The organism is Candidatus Binataceae bacterium, from assembly GCA_036495685.1.
In the GTDB taxonomy this organism is placed as follows: Bacteria; Desulfobacterota; Binatia; order Binatales; family Binataceae; genus JAFAHS01.
In genome coordinates this window covers 1-18,534 of record DASXMJ010000052.1, presented here as the reverse complement: position 1 = coordinate 18,534, position 18,534 = coordinate 1, and the positions used below count along the sequence as shown (strand labels likewise).

Below are 18,534 nucleotides of genomic sequence, written 5' to 3'. Positions count from 1 at the left end.
CCGCAGGCCACGCGAAGCGCGTGCTTTAGCGCGCCCCTCACTTGTGACGCCACGCCGGCGGGCGCTTCTCGACAAACGCCTTGGTACCCTCGACGCGGTCGGCACTGGAAAACGTCACCGCGAACGCTTCCTGCTCGAACCTGAGGCCGGCATCTTCGTTCATGGTGAACGATGCACGCAGGGCGGCTTTCGCCTGGCGCAGCGCGAAGGCGGATTTGCTCGTCAGTTTTCCGGCCATCGCGCGAGCGGCGTTCATCAACTCTTCTGGAGCAACCACCTGGTTGGCCAGGCCCAGGGCGAGCGCGGTCTTCGCGTCGATCATGTCTCCGGTCAGGATCAGTTCACGCGCTTTGGCCTGCCCGATGCGATGGGCCAAACGCTGGGTCCCTCCAAAGCCCGGAATCAGGCCAAGATTGATTTCCGGCTGGCCGAAACGCGCCTTCTCGCTCGCAATCACCAAGTCGCACGCCAGTGCCAACTCGGTGCCTCCCCCCAGCGCGAAACCGTTCACCGCGGCAATCACGGGAATCGGCAGGTCTTCGAGGCTCGCGAGTACCCGATGTCCGAGATGTGAGAAGTCCAAGCCCTCCGCAGTCGACATCTCCGCCATCGCCGCGATATCCGCGCCTGCCACGAAGGCCCGGTCGCCCGCGCCGGTCAGTATCAGTACCCGGACCGAAGCGTCATGGCGCACCTCGCGAATGACCCGGGTGAGGTCCTCGAGTACTTCGCGGTTGAGCGCATTCAGCGCGGTGGGACGATTTATGGTCGCGATGGAGATGGGCGCCTGCTCGAAAATTAGGTTCTTCAGTTCCATCAATTTTTACTCCTCCGAGCGCACCGGCGGCGCAGTCATGGTGGCGGGCACGCCGCGACACCATCCTACATTTTTCAGCCACTCACGGTCGCTGTCCGATACGGTGCCGCTCGGCGCGGCATAAGCGTAGACCACCGTCCGGTTCTGGGTATTGACCTGGCACTGAACGTCGACTTCCGAGCCGCCCGGCGCTTTGATGGGGACCTGTCCCCAAACGGTGGCAGGAGCGTTCTGCTGAAAGTAGGACTGGTTGCCGGTAGTGATGCCGGAAGAGAAATTGATCGGATGGAGCAGCGCCTGCTCGCAGACTTTTTTCGCCTCGAATTGGCACCCGATCGCGTCGAGCGCCGCGGTGCTGGTTTGGGACCCCGCCGGGGCGCATCCGCCCAACGCCGCGGCAAATATCAGGGACAGCGCGACTTGCCCGTTCCTGGTGATCACCGGCTCCATCAATATTCCGGTTTGAAATCGAAATGATGGACCGCTTCTATGAAGCGTGCGGTTCTGGTTTTCGAGCGCATTACCACGCTGTTGGTCAAAGCTCCGCCTGAGAAGAATCTCACCCCGCGCAGATAGTCACCGGTCGTCACACCGGTTGCGGCGAACATCACGTTGTCGCCGGCCAGCTCTTCCAGCGTATAACGTCGCTGCAGATCCAGAACTCCCGCGACCAGACACGCTTCGGCTTCCTGAGGGTTACGCGGCATGAACCGGCACTGCATCTCCCCGCCGACCGAGCGGATCGCGGCGGCGGCGAGCACGCCCTGATGCGCGCCGCCGATGCCGATCAGCATATCGATTTCACTTTCGACCCGCGTGGTGGCAATCGCCGCGGAAAGGTCGCCGGCGGAGAGCAGCTTGATGCCGGCACCGGCCTTGCGGACTTCATTGATTAACTTCTCATGGCGTGGGCGGTCGAGAATCGCGATGCGCAGGTCTTCGACGTAAACCTTCTTCGCTTCAGCTAGTGCCTTCAGGTTGTCGCTGGGAGAGCGGTCCAGATCGATTACCCCGCGGCCGGCGGGTCCCACTGCGATCTTGTCCATGTAGGTATCGGGGCAGCGGATTATCTTGCCCCGCTCAGACAGTGCGACGCAGGATAGTGCGTTGGGACCACCGGTGGCGCAGATCAGCGAACCTTCGAGCGCATCCAGCGCGACATCGACTTCGGTGCCCGCGCCATTGCCAACTATCTCACCTTCGTAGAGAGACTCGGCTTCGTCTTCCTTGCCCTCGCCGATAACGATTTTGCCGTCCATCGCAATCGAGTTGAGGGTCTTGCGCATCGCCTCGCAGGCCGCCCGATCGGCCATCCGCTCGTCGCCTTTGCCGATGAACCGCGCGGCAGCGAGCGCCGCGGCTTCGGTCGCCCGTACTACCTCAAGCGCGAGATTTCGCTCCATCCCCTTCTCCGTTTCAATTTCGATGGGCGAGCTGATCGCGTCCGAAGAGCGCGCCAATCAGCGTGCAGCCCTCATCGACCCTAAGCCCGGTCCTTGCACCTTCAGCTTCAGTATAGCGGCGCTGCGGTCGATCCGGGCGCGCAAGATCCGCAGCGGTCATCAGCGCAAATGGCACCGGCTCGGGCGAGTGCGTCTTGAGCTTCGACGGGGTGGCGTGGTCGGGCATGAGAAGAATCGCAAAGTCACCCAGACCGGCGAGCCCTTCAATCATCGGACCGACGATCAACTCGTCGATTCTTTCGATCGCCTCGGTCTTTAGATCGGCGCGACCCATGTGCCCCGCTTCGTCGGGCGCTTCGATGTGGAGGAGCAGAAAGTCACGGGTGCGTAAGGATTCCAGGCCATAGCGACCCTTGGCCGCATAGTCGGTGTCAAGGAACCCCGTGGCCCCCGGTACTTTAATCAGCTGCAGGCCTGCGAGACGGCCGATGCCGTTTACCAGGTCGACTGCCGAGATGACCGAGCCTTCCAAGCCAAAGCGCGTCTTTAGGCTCGGCACCGCGGGACGCGTCCCCTGCCCCCAAAACCAAACCGAATTGGCTTCCGGCAGGTTGCGTTCACCCCGTTGGCGATTCACCGGATGATCGGTGAGCAGGGCGGACGCGCGCCGCATCAGATCGATCAACTGCTGCGCCCCCTCGCCTTTCGGCAAGTGCGCGTCGATTTCCTTGCCGGTTATATCGTGTGGTGGCGTGAGATTCATCTTGGCGCTTCCCTCGCGCCAGACCATCAGGTGCCGGTAGCTGACCCCGTTGAAAAACTCGATTCCGTCCCCTGCCAGTTCGCGACTAAGATCGGTCACGATTTGCGCGGCCTCCTCGCTGGTGATGTGACCTGCGGTGAAGTCATTCATCACCTGGCGCCCGCCGGCCGGCGCTGGCTTCAGCGACACCAAATTCATTCGGAAGACCACATCGGCCGGGCCTAGCTCGATTCCCTGGCTCGCCGCTTCGATCGGTGCACGTCCGGTGTGATAGCGCCGGGGATCGTAACCCATCATGGTCATTGTCCCGACGTCACTGCCGGAAGGCATGCCTTCCGGTATGGTTGCCACCAGACCCAGCGCCCCGCGCGTGGCGATCTGGTCCATGTTGGGTTTGTGGGCGGCTTCGAGCGGGGTCTTTCCACCCAACTCCTCGCAAGGCCAATCGGCCATCCCATCGCCGTGAATGAGGACGTACTTCATGCTGGTTGCTCAGTCGTTGTCGAGAATCTTCAACACCTTGGCGATATCCGGTTCGACGACGATCGTATTGCTCAGGTTCTTGAGGGCGGTGTCGGGATCCTTAAGTCCGTGACCCGTAAGGGTGCAAACGCAGGTCGAGCCCGGGCGAATTCCGCCGGCCGCGCCAAACTTCATGAGTCCCGCGACAGAGGCCGCGGAGGCTGGCTCCGCGAATACTCCGCCCAGGGCGAGCATCCGATAGGCGGCCAGAATTTCCGCATCCGTCACCATGTCGATGGTACCGCCGGACTCGTCGCGCGCGCGCTCCGCACCCTTCCAGCTCGCCGGGTTGCCGATTTTGATGGCGGTCGCGACGGTATGCGGATCGTCAATCGGGTGCCCCAGAACGATCGGCGCGGATTCGGCGGCCTGGTAACCCATCATCTTGGGTACTCGGGTCGCCAGTCCGACCGCCTGGTATTCCTGGTACCCGGCCCAGTATGCGGTGATATTCCCGGCATTGCCCACGGGCAGGAAGTGATGCGACGGCGCGTCGCCGAGTTGATCACAAATTTCAAACGCCGCGGTTTTCTGCCCCGCGATTCGATCGGGATTGACGCTGTTAACCAACCGGATTCTCACCGGGTCGCGCTCGGCGAGGTCGCGCACCACTTTCAAGCAAATGTCGAAATTTCCCACAACCTCGAGAACCCGAGCGCCGTGCATGACCGATTGCGAGAGTTTGCCGAGCGCGACCGATCCTTTGGGAATCAAAACAAACGCTTTAAGTCCGGCCCGAGCCGCATAGGCGGCGGCCGAGGCCGCCGTGTTGCCGGTAGAGGCGCAGATGACGGCGCGCGTTCCTTGGCCTGACGCCTTTGAAATGGCCAACGTCATCCCCCGATCCTTGAAAGAACCGGTCGGGTTGGCCCCCTCGCACTTCAAGTAAACCTTTATTTCCGCCCCGAGCCGCTCCGCGATGTGCGGAGCCTCGACGAGCGGGGTGTTTCCTTCATTCAGCGTGACCACCGGGGTCTGCTCGTCGATCGGCAGAAAGCGGCGATAGTGCTCGATGAGGCCGGGCCATCGAGTGGGCCGTCCTGCTCCATGCTGATTGGCGTCCGGCATACGGCCTACAGATTCTCCTCGATTCGAATGAACGCTGGATTAGCGCCAACCATCTTCAGACGGTGAATGTGACGGAGCGCTCGCTTGAGGTTGCGCTCGGGGGTCTCGTGCGTGCGCATGATGACGGGCACCGTCTTTTCCGCTCCCCGGTCCATCTGGATTACCGACGCGATCGAGATGCCGTTGCGCCCCAGTATCGACGCGATTGCGCCCAGCACACCCGGCTTATCGCGCGCCATGAATCGCAGGTAGTACTCGCATACCACGTCGTCCATCGGCTTAACATGGGCACGCCGCACGTGCTCCATCGGGAGTCCGAGCGCATGTGAGCGAGCGGTGGCACCGGCAATTCGATCGCGCGCGATTTCGAGTATGTCCGCCATCACCGCGGTTGCAGTGGGCATTTGCCCGGCGCCTAGACCCCAATACATCGTCGAACCGAGCGCCTCGCCGTGGATATAGATGGCGTTGAACGCGCCCCCGACTCCGGCAAGCAGATGATCCGCGGAGATCATCGTGGGATGCACCCGCGCCTCGATCGCTCCTCCATCCTCTTTGGCAATCGCCAGCAACTTGATCGAGTAGCCGAGCTGGCGCGCATAAGTGATGTCATCCGGAGTGATACGGGTGATTCCCTCTGTGTGAACCTGCCGTGGAGTCAGCAGGCCCCCAAACGCCAGCGTGACCAACAGGCAGAGCTTGTGGGCCGCATCATGACCCTCGATGTCGAGAGTAGGATCGGGCTCAGCGATTCCGCTCTTCTGCGCGGCGGCCAGCGCAGCCTGGAACTCGACCGCGTGCTCGCTCATGGTGGTCAGAATCGAGTTGCAGGTCCCGTTCACGATTCCGTACACGGCGCGCTGGCGGTCGCCCGCGAGCGCCTGCCGGAGCGTGCGAATTATCGGAATGCCACCGCCAACGCTCGCTTCAAAACCGATTGCGCGCGCGTGCCGCGCAGCGGCTTGGAAGATCTCGCCGCCGTACTCGGCGAGAAGCGCCTTGTTGCCGGTGACGACGTCTTTGCCGGTCGCCAGGGCTTTCAAGATGAGGGATCGCGCCGGCTGATGCCCGCCGAACAGTTCGACCACGATGTCGATATCCGGCCGTCCGACCAGCGCGGCACTGTCGCGGGTAATCAGGTTTGAGGTTATGCCGAGAGCACGGTCCGGCTGAAGACTGCGATCCGCGATCGCGGCCAGTTCGAGCGGTCGTCCCAACTTGCGCGCGTAGACTCCCGCGTTGCGGCGCAGCAGTTTGACCACTCCGCCGCCCACGGTGCCACAGCCGAGCAGGGCAATCCGTACCGGTTTCAAGGTATCACCCCGCCGCCCCACTCTGGAGTTTGCGCGTCAGGAAGCCGCGGCCCGGCGCGGCAAGCGCGGCTCGAGGCGGGACAAGGCGCGGCGGATGCCGCGGAGCGCCTGGCGCGTACGATGCTCGTTTTCGATAAGGGCGAAGCGCACGAAGCCGTCTCCGTCGGCACCGAAACCAACCCCTGGCGACACGGCTACTTTCGCCTCGGCGATTAGGTACTTGGCGAATTCCATCGAGCCCATCGCGTGAAACTGCTCGGGGATTGGAGCCCACACGAACATCGTGGCCTTGGGCTTCTCCACCGGCCATCCCGAGCGATTCAGTCCGTTTACCAGGGTGTCGCGCCGGCTCCGGTAGGTCTGAATGATCTCGGCAACGCAATCCTGCGGACCGTTCAGCGCCGCGATTGCCGCGACCTGCACGGGCGCAAAGATCCCGTAGTCGAAGTAGGACTTGAGCCGCGCCAGCGCGCCAATCATCTCCCGGTTTCCGACCGCGAAGCCGACTCGCCAACCCGGCATGTTGTAGCTCTTGGAAAGGGTGAAAAATTCCACCCCGATATCTTTTGCGCCCTCTACCTGCATGAACGAAGGCGCTCGGTAGCCATCGAAACACAGATCCGCGTACGCCAGGTCGTGCGCGATCATGATCTCATTTTCGCGCGCGAAGTCGGCGACCCGCTTCATGAAGCGGAGATCGACGGTTGTGGTGGTCGGGTTATGCGGAAAGTTCATAACCAGGAGCTTGGGGCGCGGCCATGTCCGCCTCACCAGCGCGGTCAGCTCGTCGTAGAATTCCTCGCCGCTGGAACGCAGGGGCACGCCCTGGACCTGGGCACCCGCGATGATGCAACCGTATTGGTGAATCGGATAGGTGGGCGTGGGGGCTAGCACTACATCCCCTTGATCGAGGATCGCGAGCGCAAGATGCGCGATACCCTCTTTAGAACCGATAGTTACGATCGCCTCGGAGTCGGGGTCCAGTTTGACCCCGTAGCGGCGCTGGTACCAGTCGGTGATCGCCAGGCGCAGCTTATACACACCGCGGGAAACCGAATAGCGATGGTTGGGCGCTTTGGTGGCAGCCTCGACCAGTTTGGCAACGATATGCGGAGGCGTGGCCTCATCGGGATTTCCCATGCCGAAGTCGATGATGTCTTCGCCGGCACGACGGGCTTTGAGGCACAACTCGCCGATCGCGTTGAAGACATAGGGAGGGAGCCGCTTGATCCTGGGGAAATCCATCTTTGTTGGCATCCGCCTGCAGGGCGCCGCTACGCGCCGCGTAAGCCATTATGTCTAACGGACGATTGGCTTGATAGCTAGTCAGATGTTTGCAGCCTCCCGCCTTCACCATTGACCACCCTTCAACGGCAAAGGGCGACAGAGGGAGCCCGGTCGCTGTCGCGGCGGCGTGCGGTTCTTTTAAGCAAGCCTCCGTCAGTCGAGGGTCACGGCGCCGACCTCAACCACCGCGCGTGGCCGTAACGACCAATAGATCGGCGCCGCGAGCAGGGAAATCATCCCCGCGATCTGCCATGCGAATGGAATTCCCGACGAGTCGGCAATGACGCCGCCCACCAGCAGTCCCAGCGACCCGCCGAGCGTCTGAAAGGTGCTGCTGAACGAGAGCAAGGTTGCACGCTGACTCGATTCGATCTGTTCGTTAAACCAGCTCTGCAAGAGTGGCACCATCGCGCCCGTCGCCAGGTTCATCGCAAATAGCATCGCAAGGGACAGAACCGGGAGATGGCCAAACACGCCCGCCGCGAAGAGCATCACGCTTGCAACGATCAGCAGCAGGCTTACGCGTGCGGCCCGTCCGTACTCATCGCAGCCGATTCGAATCATTACTTCGGCGCCGATCATGCGCGCGATCGTTAGTCCGGAGTAGATCCATCCGATGATCCAGACTCCGACACTGAAGCGCTCGTTGAACATGATCGGCCATTCGAGCCAGTAAGGTGCCCACGCCGCGAAGGTGATCGCACCGGCGAGACTTAGCTTCAATACGGTCTCGGCACCCAGTCCCAGCTGAATTCCGCTGCGCACCTGTTGCGCGACGTGCAGCGGAATCGCGCGCAGCTCGAGGTGAGCACTCCGCAGCTTCTCGCCCCTCATTAGAGTCGCACCGACCACACACGAAAGCGAAAACCCGGCGGCGCCTAGCAACCACGGCCACGCGATATCGATATCGGCGGCGTACGCACCAAGCATGGCGGAGCCCATGAAGGCAGCGTTGGAAATCTGCGAAATTCGCGAGAACAGGCGGTCCTTGAGTTCTTCATAGCCTGCCTCATCAAGTGCATCGATGCCCCACGCATCGATTGCGCCGTTGCAGAAGGTGGTACCGATACCGTCGATGCTCTCCGCGATGAGGAACACGTAGTAATGATGCGCAAAGAAATAAACGATGAACGCCGACACGCGCAGCAGCGTTCCCACCACGAACGAGCGCCGCCTTCCGAGTGCATCTGCAAAAGCGCCCGTCGGCACGTCAGTGAAAAACAGAACGACGAAATAGGTCGCCAGCACCGAGTTGATTTGAAATTGGGTCAGGCCGCGCGACTTGAGAAAAATCGGGTAGACGCCAAACAAGAATCCGCCGGCAAACGAATACATGAGCCAGACCGCATAGTACCGGCGGATTATTCCTTTTATAGTCGAAGCTTCTTTGAGAACCGCTTCCATCGCATCCACACTCTTCGCGACGCCCACATGGCGTCAGCGGCGCACACAAAAGAAAAAGCCCCGGGGCTCCGAAGCGCCCAGGGCTTTTTCCGAGGCCGGATTTCGGAGTCGTTCAACTCATGGGAATTCGCGATTAGGCCCCGTTATGGCGGCTACGAAATCTGGCATGGCTGGAGATTAGCGGCGCCGGCGCGTCGGGTCAAGCTGAGCTAATCCGTTTCCCACGGAACTCGCTCGATCGTAGGTGTGGGATCTTTTTCCAAAGTAGGAGAGCGAATTTACTTCCATTGCAGGGCAGAGGACTGCCCGCCCGGATGCCCGGGCGAGACCTTATCCTCATGTATACGCGAGCGACCCGGCCCTGCGCCGCAACCAGCGGTGACTTGCGGACAGCAGACGACTCACCTCACGAAGATCCGAATCCACCGCCGTCAGAGTCTTCGATTTGAGATCGAAACGGCGATTGGCGGAGATCCTGGATTCTCAGCTGTTCTCGTATCGTCTACAATCCGAGTATCGGTACGGCTTCTGAATCGATACATGCGGTCCGCTGAAAAAGCCCTGCCCCAGTTCTCCCCTGACGCGTCGGAACCGGGTCTCTCCACCCGCGCCTGGCGCTTCGCGAATATCGCGTGGCTCGCAGCCTACGTGTACGTGGGCTACAAATCCGTCCAGCTTTGGACCCGATACATTTCCAGAGGCAACCGCGACGCGCTGTTTCGCCGGCAGGATTTGCGCTCGGCGCGGGCAATGTACGCGACCGCGGTGCGCTTGGAAGGCCTACTCATCAAGGCTTCGCAGTTCATCGCCACACGCGCGGACATACTCCCTGACGAGTGGGTCTCGACCCTGTCGGGACTGCACGATCGAGTGCCGCCCCGGTCCTTTAAAATCATTCGCCGGCAAATCGAAACCGAACTCAAGCGACCACTGGAGTCGGTATTCGCGGAATTTGATCAAACCCCAATTGCCTCCGCCTCGCTCGCGCAGGTTCATGCGGCCCGCTTGCCCGACGGACGCCGCTGTGCCGTCAAGGTTCAGTATCCCGGGATCGAAGGCATCGTGCGCGCCGATCTGCGCAACATGATGTTCGTGCTCAGGATGCTGGCGTGGCTTGAACGCGACTTCGATTTCCAGGTGGTGGCACGCGAAGTGATGAAGTACATCCCGATGGAGCTCGATTTCGAGCACGAAGGCGAAAACGCTATCACCATCAAGCGCAATTTCGCATCCTGCGATGACGTGGTCGTCCCGGAGATCTACTGCGATTTCACCACCCGCCGGGTGCTTACGATGGAGCTGGTTGACGGCGTCAAGATCACCGACATCGCGGCCCTCGAACGCGCCGGCATCGACAAGCGCGCGGTCGCACAGAAGCTTATCGATCGTTTCTGCGACATGATTCTTCGCGATGGCTTCTTTCATGCAGATCCCCACCCGGGCAATATCCTCGTGCAGGCCGGGCCCAAGCTAGTTTTCCTCGACTTCGGACTGGCCAAGGATTTCCCGAGCAACGTTCGCGAGGGGATCGTACGTCTCACCTTCGCGATTTTGACTTCGGACCGCGAGGCGATCATCCGGGCCTTCCGTGAACTCGGATTTCGAACCAAAGATGGCTCGCCCGAGACCTTGCTCGCATTGGCGGACCTGTTCCTTGGGCAGACCCTGCGCCAAAACAAAGCCTATGCAGACAAGGAGCTCGTGGAGCAATTCTCCGACGAGTTCCCGAAGACCCTACGCGCCAATCCGATCGTGGAGGTCCCCGGCGACGTGCTGCTGGTCAATCGTGTAATGGGTCTTCTGAGCGGGCTCGGGAAAACACTCGATTCGCAGGTGAACCTCTTCGCCACCCTCATGCCCTACGCGCAGCGCCTGATGCTCACTTCCGGGGCAGCGACCGCAAGCTAGCGCGCCAGAGTTGCTTCCTTCGCTCCGGCGAGTCGTGGCATCCTGTCTCGCAAAAGAAGCCCCAACGGCGTAGAGCATTCGACCAGCTGCGGAGCAGGAATGTCCGAAAAGCGTCATAGATTGATCAGTCTCGCTGCGGAACTCGCGGCCGACTTCGCGACCCGAGCGGGCGAGCACGACCGAGACAACTCTTTTCCACTAGAGAACGTCGTCCGGATGAAAGAGTGCGGTTACACGGCGCTCGTCCTTCCGGAGAAGCACGGCGGCCTCGGCGCCGACCTCGAGGACTATGTGCTTTGCCAGGAGCAGCTCGCGCAGGGCTGCGCCGCCACCGCGCTCGCGATCAATATGCATCTGTTCGGGTTGGGCAGCATGGTGGAGCGTCTGACCGGGGGGCCACAGGAGTCGCTATTCCTCAATGCGATAGGACGCGGCAAACAAATCCTGGGGGGCGGAATCAGCGAACCGGAAACCGGCGGAGATTGGGGGTTTTTTGCCACCACGGCTCACCGTGATGGCGAGTTTTACGTCCTGAACGGGCGCAAAACTTTCACCAGTCTTTCTCCGGTCATCGATCTGTTCATGGTGATGGCCACTATCGAGGACAGCTCGCCGCCGGCGTCTGCTACCTTTCTCATACCGCGGGCCGTTCCGGGCCTCCAACTCGTCGAAACCTGGGACGCGATGGGCATGCGCGCGACGGCGAGTCACGACCTGGTCATCAAAGATGTACGGGTTCCCGCGATAGCCGTGTCACAGTCGCGGCCGGTCGGTCCCATAGATGGCCAGGCCATCTCGCTGTTCGCCTGGTTCAGCCTCTCGGTCGCCGCGGTCTATACCGGAGTTGCGATCGCTGCGCTCAAATTCACCAGGGAATTCGCCGGACGGTACCAGCCGCTGACCTTGCCGCGTCCCATCAAGTACCTGCCCGGCATACAGTTTGCCGTGGCGGAAGCGGATACCTTGATCGCGCAATCGCGAGCCCTGTACACGAGCGTTGCGCGCGATTACCTGTCACAAACGGGATCGTTCAAGGGCGAAGCAGGGCTGGCGCGATTGGTGATGGCAAAATACGTCGCCACCAACAACGCGATTCGCGCGGTCGACTGTTGCATGGAGGCCGTGGGGGCGCACGGCATATTGAAGAAATTTCCGATGGAACGTTATTTCCGCGACGTGCGCGCGGGGGTGAACCATCCCTTGTCCAACGCGCGGGCCCGCGAATTGATCGGCAAAGCAGCGCTGGAGATCGGCCTGGGTGAAACGCCGCGCTGGTAGACCTTGCGCAGCGAACAAATTTGCGCAGCGCCGATCTGTCGATTGATGAGCACCGCGCGCTTTCAATAAATAGCGCAGCTGTCCTATCGTCGTAGGACCGTGCCCGACGAAATCGAAAATGTCGCGCTGCGTGCGGCCCGCGCGGCTGGCAGAATTCATCTCAAGCGGTTGAGCCGAATCAACATCGTACGCAAGTCCAACTCGATCGATCTGGTGACCGAGGCTGACCGCGAATCGGAAGCCGCCATCATCGAGGTTATCCATCGGGCGTTTCCCACCCACGCCGTCCTCGCGGAGGAGAGCGGTGCCAGCATCCACAAGTCGGACCATCAATGGATCATCGATCCGTTGGATGGCACGACCAATTTCGCGCACGGGTTTCCGCAGTTCTGCGTTTCCATTGCATATCAGCATCGGGGGCACACTCAGTTCGGAGTGATCTACGATGCGCTGAAAAAGGAATCGTTCACCGCCAGACTGGGACGTGGCGCGAGGCTGAACAGCAAGCCTATCCATGTGAGCACTACCGACTCGCTGAGCGCCTCGCTGCTCGCGACCGGGTTTCCCTACGACCGCCGCGAGCGGCGACGCTACTATTTGTGCTTCTGGGAGGCATTCATGATGCGCTGCCAGGGCGTGCGCCGGACCGGAGCGGCCGCGCTCGACCTTGCGTACGTGGCATGCAGCCGCACCGACGGCTTCTGGGAATTCGGCCTAAAGGCCTGGGATGTTGCCGCCGGCGCGCTGATCGTGGAGGAAGCAGGCGGTCGCGTGACCAACATGGATGGTTCCTCACTCGATATTCATGCCGGCAAGGTGGTGGCGACCAATGGCCGCGTGCACGCGCAGATGATCGCCGTCCTTGAGGAAACCCGCCCCGAGGCGGAGCGTCGTCACGCCGAAATGCTCCGCGAATCCCACGCCGCGGCGTAACCCGCGGCGCCGCCCTCACTCTCAGTCCAAGCTCTACCGCGACAGGAGCCACATGGTGAATCGAAACCTCGGGCTGACGGCCGCAGCGTTGTTGTTCATGTCCGCCCTCGCCTCGGGCGCAGACCAGACCGCCATGGGCGCTGGAAATGATGGTGCGCTCGCAATCGCCGAAAAATCGCCGCTGATAAACTCCGCGATGGGTTTTCTCAAGCAGGCGGCCGAGCATGTTGGCGACCCAAAATTGAAACGTGAAACGCTCGATGCCTTCACCAATCCCGACACCTGCATTGCGCATCGTGCCAATCTCACCGGCAAGGACAAGGCCGCGATTGTCAAGGCGCTCACGGATGCCGGCCTGCTCAATCCCGCAGACGGGCGCGAATTCCCCGGCGGTTTGGAGGCGGGAATATTCCCTCCGGTCCGCGACGATGGCACCGCCTGTCCGCATCTGCCACAGCGGTTCGATTCGGCGCCCGGCAGCGTCTTCGAGGGCCATCATTCGTATCCGGGCGGCCTGGCGATGCACGAGGCATTCAACGACATCAGCTCGCTCAGCCTGGCGGCTGACTATCGCATGGCGTACGGGCATCTCGGAACCGGCGGGTTGCCCACCATCGATGTGTCGGGCGACGCGGCCTTCGTCCGATACGGCGATGATCTCGCGATGAATCAGGACCTGATAGTCGCGGCGCCCATCTGGCACGATTGGGGCAAGGTCATGGTCTTTCAATGGAATGCGGATGGGACGGAGTTCCAAGAACTAAACTTCGGTGGCAACGGCGCCAGTGACAACTACGGAGCCAAAGGAGATTCGCGAACCCCCGCCCATCATATTCTTGGCCTAGCGGAATCAATGAAACGCGGTCTGGGGCCGGAGCTGGTCATTACCCAAGCGAGCGCGCACGCAGCGCCGACCTTGGGGAATGAATATAAGGTGGTGAACTGGATTCGCGCAGCAGCGATTATCGCGAGAATTGATCCGGTAGCGAAAGGCTACTTGTCGAGAGACGCCTTGCGCAGACTTCGGCTGCCCGCGCTCGGTGCCACCGGAACCTTCGACCTACAAGCGGCACCGACCTCGCCGACGGCGTTCCTGCCGGAATTCACGATCAACAATCTCTCCGACGGCAACTATTACCTCGCGGTTCCGGCGGCATTCGATCTCGGCGTGATCCTAGAAAAGCTCGCGCCCGAATTCGGCATCGATCCCCGTGATCGAGCGCGATTCAACAACAAGTTCAGGAACCCCGTATTAAGCTATTTCAGTGCGGAGCGCTTGATGTTCGTCTATGCGCGCCAAGGTCTCGCCGGGGTCAGAGCACAAGTGCGGCAGCTTAGAAGCAAGAATCTCATCTGATCTGATCTTCAGAGTGGGTCCGACATTCTCTGAACTCTCTAACCGGAGCTGACGGCGCGCCATCATTTCGCACTCACTGTGGCTGATAGCGATTTCGAATGAAGCCCTCATTGCGAATTGGCACTCGAACGCAAAAAGGGTCAAGTAACTCTGAGAGCGGGCAAGACAACCGGTTGAAGACGTGCCTACTTCGGTCAGAGATTCCTTTTCGATCTTTGACCACTCTAAAAACCAATTTTCTTTGCGATTGGTAAGACGCAAGACAGACTTACCCAGCTACTTCGTAGTTGCACCACGCTAACGTCGCCCTTTTCTGAGGCGTTCGCTTGTCACAAGGACGACTAAAACGGGGATTCTCTTCTAAATTTAGCAATGTTGAAGTCCTGGGCGGCTTCATCTCGCTATTTCTGCGAATGCATTGACAATCGCAGAGCAGCTCCCTAGTGAGTTGCAAAAAAAAATGTACACCGTATCAGTTGCGGCGTTACGATCACTTCGGCGGCTTCCTCCTCCACCCGCACCCCAGGATTTTGTCACGAGCGATTGGATTGGATTGCCTCATGTCGCACGAGAATCGCCATGCCTACGTTCCTGCCTTTGATGGGCTACGTGGCGTCGCGATACTGCCGGTGCTGCTGCTCCATGTCGGCGCCAGCGTGTTGCCAAATGGACCACTTCTGTCTGAACTCACCCGCGGATGGTACGGCGTCGATCTCTTTTTTGTGCTCAGCGGCTTTCTGATCACCTGGATTCTCCAGAGCGAAATCGCCGCCACCGGCACCATCAACCTGAAGCGATTTTACAGCCGACGTTTCTTACGCTTAGGTCCGGCATATCTCTCGATGCTGACTGCGGTGCTGGTGGGAGCTGTGGTGTTCAACCAACCCCAGGTTAAAGCAATTCCGCGAATTCTGCCCGCCTTGCTGACCTACACCTACAATTATCAGATCGCCGTCGGCGGAACACATTTCGATGTTATCGTCGTGCTCTGGTCGCTGTGTGTCGAAGAACAATTCTATCTCTTCTGGCCGACGGTGCTGCGATGGCTGGGAGTAAAGCGGGCCTTACCGTTCTGCCTGATCGCGATTTTGACTTTGACCGCATATCGAATCGGGTTGTATTCGTGGCTCAACTGGGGCCATCTGACCGCACCTACAGCAGACTCTTCGGTCTGGATCTATTTCGCCACTGATACTCGCATCGGTGTGATTCTGCTCGGCTGCGCGGCGGCCTTATCGCTGAGGCATCGGCGGGCGCGATTGGTGTGGAGGCGGATGCGCGAATCGCGCTGGCTACCGGAAACACTCGTAGTTCTTACCAGCCTTTGCGTCGCCTTTGTGACTGGCGGCACACCCTCGAGCGCTTCGTGGCGCAGCGCAACCTTTGGCTACACACTGGAAGCTTGCGCTACCGCGGCCTTGATAAGTGCGGTTTTCATCCAGCCTTCATCGATTGCGGCACGCGTGCTGTCGTGGCGACCGCTTACGGGACTGGGGCGCATTTCGTATGGCGTTTATCTGTTCCATGCGCCGATCGCATGGCTTGCGCTGCATCTAATCACTCCGGATTCGCTTGCGCGGATGAGATCAATACAACTGGTGGTTCTGCCATCGCCCGCAATGAATCCAACCGTGATGCGATTCGCGATCGTGTCAGCAATCGTCCTAGTCGCGACCTCGATCGTCGCCGGTTTGCACTTCCGTTACGTCGAACGGCGCTTTCTTGCGATGCGCCCCTCCTCTGCTAACGCGAGCGGGGGCGGTACCGTATCTCATCCTCATCCGGCGCAGGCGTGCTTGTCCGGCTCCAAACCCTGATATATTGATGAGGTCCGCCAAACTCTGCCCCGGTAGTGAAAAGGACATCACGGAGGTCTCCGGAACCTCAAGTCCGGGTTCGATTCCCGGCCGGGGCACTCTCATCGGAAAAAACCCTTCTAAGTGCAAGACTTCTCGCAGCACTAGCGATCGCCGCAACCGCGGTTTGGCTGGGGTTTGGCAGACTCTGTAGCCGTTGTGCCGCATTCGGCAGTCGTACGATCTGGAGGAAGAATGAGTCGAGGTCGAGCGGCTCTTCCTCTGGACTGCGCGTCCAGCGTCCGTAGACCTCGTCGATTTTCTTGAGGCCAACGTGGCCGAGCTGGTGCGCTATCCACTGCAGCGGTTTTCCTGCGAATCATCAGCGTCGTGTAAGTATGGCGCAGATTGTAGAGCACGCGGTACTCGACACCCGCTCGCGCTATTGCCCGCCGCCATGGGTGATCGCCGACGCTGCGCTCCAGCATCGGCCGTCCCATAGGTCCACAGAAGATGAAACGGCTTCGAAGGTGATTGACTGCCATCACCTCGAAGAGCGCTACCTTGACCGGCTCGAACATCTCGACGCTGCGCCGCGAGGCCTTGGTCTTTAGCCGTACTGACACCTCGCCTTTCTCCACCAACTGCTGACGTACCAGAATGGTGCCATCCGTGAAATTGAGGTGTTCTGGTACCAGTGCCAGCGCCTCGCCCGGTCGAAGTCCGGTCAAAGCTAACAAGATGTAAAGTGCACGCTGCCGACCTTACATACTGAGAAGATTCGAAGTAGCTCGCTGGGCTCGAACGAGTGGGTTTCCCGCTCGGGGACGGTCAGATTCTTTACGAGGCCCATCGGATTGCGCGGACTCGCAATCTCACCGCCCTCGAACGCGTCGTTTATCATGGTGCGCACGCGGGCGAGAATCTTGTTGATAGTGTTTGCCTGAAGGGGCTTTCCCACACTCGTTTTCTTTTCTATCTAGTTCGCGAAGAAACGTCCTAATCTCTAGGTGAGTGAGATCGGCGAGTCGGACTTTCGCGAACTTCGAAGGCAGGATGCTCAGCTGCCCGAAGGCGTCGAAGAGTCCGCCGGTTATTCGCCCCTCCGGGGGCGTGTCGTCTGTGGTTGTGGTCTCATGGTTCATACCAGTTTTTTCGGCCGACCTTCACTCTCTGAGGGCGGCCGAAAAACTGTCAGGTTTTGGATCCCAGGCCGGCGCGCATTGCACCGCGCCGGCCAGCATGCTGCGTATGATCGGCGGGGGGAGCGCAACCGCCGACCAACATCGCGACGGTTCATCGTCCAAACGCCCACGCCACCATCAGCGGGAACTCTTCTCCCCAAAACGCGTCGCCGTGGGACGCGACCCGCTCGCTCATCACGACGTCCGCACCTGCATCGAGCAGCGCGACCGCCCACCGGGTCGCGTTCTCTAGGAAAAACGGCTCCAGCGTGCCAGCGACGAGGTACGCGCGCGGAATCGAGCTCGGCATTACCTCAGGCGGCCGGTAACCCCCGCCCGGTGAGGCGCAGAAGATCGCACCGTAGAGGTCCGGGTGCCGCAGCCCAATGGCGAGCGCGAGTTCCCCACCCGCCGAGACACCGAACACCGCGGTGCGTTCGTTCGGCAGCGCGACGCCGAAACGCGACCGCACCCATCCGCGGACATCGTCAACGAAGAACTTCTCGTGTGCCGCGAACCGCTCTGGGTCAAGAGCTGCTGAGTACTCATGGAGTCGCAACATTTCATCGGCCAGCCCGTATACGCCGACAATCATCGTGGGCAGTAGATCGGCCGCCTCCAGGACGCCGCCCCACTGCGAGATCAACTGACCGTCACCGGCGAACACGACCGCCTCGGGCGGCTCCGGTGGGACATACACCCTGACCCGCCGGCCACCGTCGTACTCGAATGTCTCGGTGACGAGCTCTCCTGCGATGGACGACACTGTCGCTGCCTCCTTGTCAGTTAGTCAGTCACACGCGGCGACGCCCCTATGCTGGCGCGGGCGCGCACTCGTTCTTCCTTTACTGGAACAATGTGGAGATATTGGCCTTAACATCGGAAGCGTCTTTAACGGAGGCAGCCGCGACCGGGTTTTCCCAGACACCGGCGGTCGCCGAGGGCCTCCGATCGTTGGCGGGGAGGTGCAGCGTTATCGTTCTGTGGTAGTAAAGCCAGTTCGAGTACTTCGCGATCCATGCGTCGCACTTCTTGCAGGCGGCTTTCAGACCTCCTAAATAAACGTGCTGGCCGGATTTCACGACTCCGTCGACCACCATTTTGGCGAGCGTCGAAAGCAACTTGAGCTCCGCATGCGCATCCGAGGCGTCGGTCACCAGCGTGACGGCCCGGCTGAGCACTGGGGAACCGGTTGGCTTGATGGATCCGAAGTTGGATCTATCCGCCGATACAGGGTAATCGCTCGTATACAGCTTCTTTTTATCGCTGTAAACACCTAATAGTTGCTGAAACACGCCAGCCATCCAGTCTCTTCGACCGGTGGCTGGCAGCAGGTCGGGTTTTTTCTTCTCGACGCAAACGCGAATGATCTCATTATCCGTGGCCAGCGCGAGTTTCGGGATCGCAGCCGGAAACGTGAAATGAAGGTCTCGCTCTCCTGCTCGCTATATGTCGATTTGCGGCGTACGTCGGACTTCCACTTCCCACGTTCTTCGGCAGG

16 protein-coding genes and 1 tRNA gene are annotated in these 18,534 nt (G+C 60.5%); 6 read left to right on the top strand and 11 right to left on the bottom strand.

Features of this window, described 5'->3' with window-relative positions:
• Positions 1 to 37: 37 nt before the first annotated feature.
• From VGI36_06040 to VGI36_06005, 8 genes are all read right to left on the bottom strand, one after another.
• Positions 38 to 817 carry an enoyl-CoA hydratase-related protein gene (locus VGI36_06040; GenBank protein HEY2484687.1) on the bottom strand — a complete coding sequence of 260 codons (780 nt, stop codon included), beginning with the start codon at positions 815 to 817 and terminating at the stop codon, positions 38 to 40.
• Positions 818 to 823: 6 nt separating this feature from the next.
• Positions 824 to 1,258, bottom strand: coding sequence for a hypothetical protein (locus VGI36_06035; GenBank protein HEY2484686.1), 435 nt, complete (start codon positions 1,256 to 1,258; stop codon positions 824 to 826).
• A gap of 8 nt (positions 1,259 to 1,266) precedes the next feature.
• A complete protein-coding gene (gene glpX / locus VGI36_06030; protein HEY2484685.1) occupies positions 1,267 to 2,220 on the bottom strand; it encodes a class II fructose-bisphosphatase in 954 nt (317 codons plus the stop codon).
• Between the two features lie 13 nt (positions 2,221 to 2,233).
• Complete coding sequence (locus VGI36_06025) at positions 2,234 to 3,466, bottom strand: cofactor-independent phosphoglycerate mutase (protein HEY2484684.1); 1,233 nt, start codon at positions 3,464 to 3,466, stop codon at positions 2,234 to 2,236.
• 9 nt (positions 3,467 to 3,475) lie between these two features.
• The gene (thrC, locus tag VGI36_06020; protein ID HEY2484683.1) at positions 3,476 to 4,573 is read right to left on the bottom strand and encodes a threonine synthase; all 1,098 of its coding nucleotides are present in this window, start codon (positions 4,571 to 4,573) and stop codon (positions 3,476 to 3,478) included.
• A 5-nt stretch (positions 4,574 to 4,578) separates the two neighbouring features.
• Positions 4,579 to 5,886: a homoserine dehydrogenase gene (locus VGI36_06015; protein HEY2484682.1), complete on the bottom strand. Its 1,308-nt coding sequence runs from the start codon at positions 5,884 to 5,886 to the stop codon at positions 4,579 to 4,581.
• A 36-nt stretch (positions 5,887 to 5,922) separates the two neighbouring features.
• Positions 5,923 to 7,131: an alanine transaminase gene (gene alaC / locus VGI36_06010; protein HEY2484681.1), complete on the bottom strand. Its 1,209-nt coding sequence runs from the start codon at positions 7,129 to 7,131 to the stop codon at positions 5,923 to 5,925.
• A gap of 195 nt (positions 7,132 to 7,326) precedes the next feature.
• Positions 7,327 to 8,577 carry an MFS transporter gene (locus VGI36_06005; GenBank protein HEY2484680.1) on the bottom strand — a complete coding sequence of 417 codons (1,251 nt, stop codon included), beginning with the start codon at positions 8,575 to 8,577 and terminating at the stop codon, positions 7,327 to 7,329.
• 540 nt (positions 8,578 to 9,117) lie between these two features.
• Between VGI36_06005 and VGI36_06000 the strand changes: the two genes are divergently transcribed.
• From VGI36_06000 to VGI36_05975, 6 genes are all read left to right on the top strand, one after another.
• A complete protein-coding gene (locus VGI36_06000) occupies positions 9,118 to 10,485 on the top strand; it encodes an AarF/UbiB family protein (GenBank protein ID HEY2484679.1) in 1,368 nt (455 codons plus the stop codon).
• Between the two features lie 99 nt (positions 10,486 to 10,584).
• Positions 10,585 to 11,763 carry an acyl-CoA dehydrogenase family protein gene (locus tag VGI36_05995; protein HEY2484678.1) on the top strand — a complete coding sequence of 393 codons (1,179 nt, stop codon included), beginning with the start codon at positions 10,585 to 10,587 and terminating at the stop codon, positions 11,761 to 11,763.
• A gap of 99 nt (positions 11,764 to 11,862) precedes the next feature.
• Positions 11,863 to 12,696 carry an inositol monophosphatase family protein gene (locus VGI36_05990; protein HEY2484677.1) on the top strand — a complete coding sequence of 278 codons (834 nt, stop codon included), beginning with the start codon at positions 11,863 to 11,865 and terminating at the stop codon, positions 12,694 to 12,696.
• A 52-nt stretch (positions 12,697 to 12,748) separates the two neighbouring features.
• Positions 12,749 to 14,053, top strand: coding sequence for a hypothetical protein (locus tag VGI36_05985; protein HEY2484676.1), 1,305 nt, complete (start codon positions 12,749 to 12,751; stop codon positions 14,051 to 14,053).
• A gap of 443 nt (positions 14,054 to 14,496) precedes the next feature.
• Positions 14,497 to 15,870 (top strand): acyltransferase, encoded by a 1,374-nt coding sequence (locus tag VGI36_05980; GenBank protein ID HEY2484675.1) that lies wholly within the window; start codon positions 14,497 to 14,499, stop codon positions 15,868 to 15,870.
• A 26-nt stretch (positions 15,871 to 15,896) separates the two neighbouring features.
• Positions 15,897 to 15,968: transfer RNA gene (locus tag VGI36_05975), tRNA-Arg, on the top strand.
• A 614-nt stretch (positions 15,969 to 16,582) separates the two neighbouring features.
• On the opposite strand, the gene VGI36_05970 is transcribed toward VGI36_05975, so the two are convergent.
• From VGI36_05970 to VGI36_05960, 3 genes are all read right to left on the bottom strand, one after another.
• The gene (locus tag VGI36_05970) at positions 16,583 to 16,810 is read right to left on the bottom strand and encodes a hypothetical protein (protein ID HEY2484674.1); all 228 of its coding nucleotides are present in this window, start codon (positions 16,808 to 16,810) and stop codon (positions 16,583 to 16,585) included.
• Positions 16,811 to 17,145: 335 nt separating this feature from the next.
• Positions 17,146 to 17,799, bottom strand: coding sequence for an alpha/beta hydrolase-fold protein (locus VGI36_05965; protein HEY2484673.1), 654 nt, complete (start codon positions 17,797 to 17,799; stop codon positions 17,146 to 17,148).
• Positions 17,800 to 17,878: 79 nt separating this feature from the next.
• Positions 17,879 to 18,337 (bottom strand): hypothetical protein, encoded by a 459-nt coding sequence (locus VGI36_05960; protein HEY2484672.1) that lies wholly within the window; start codon positions 18,335 to 18,337, stop codon positions 17,879 to 17,881.
• Between the last annotated feature and the right edge of the window lie 197 nt (positions 18,338 to 18,534).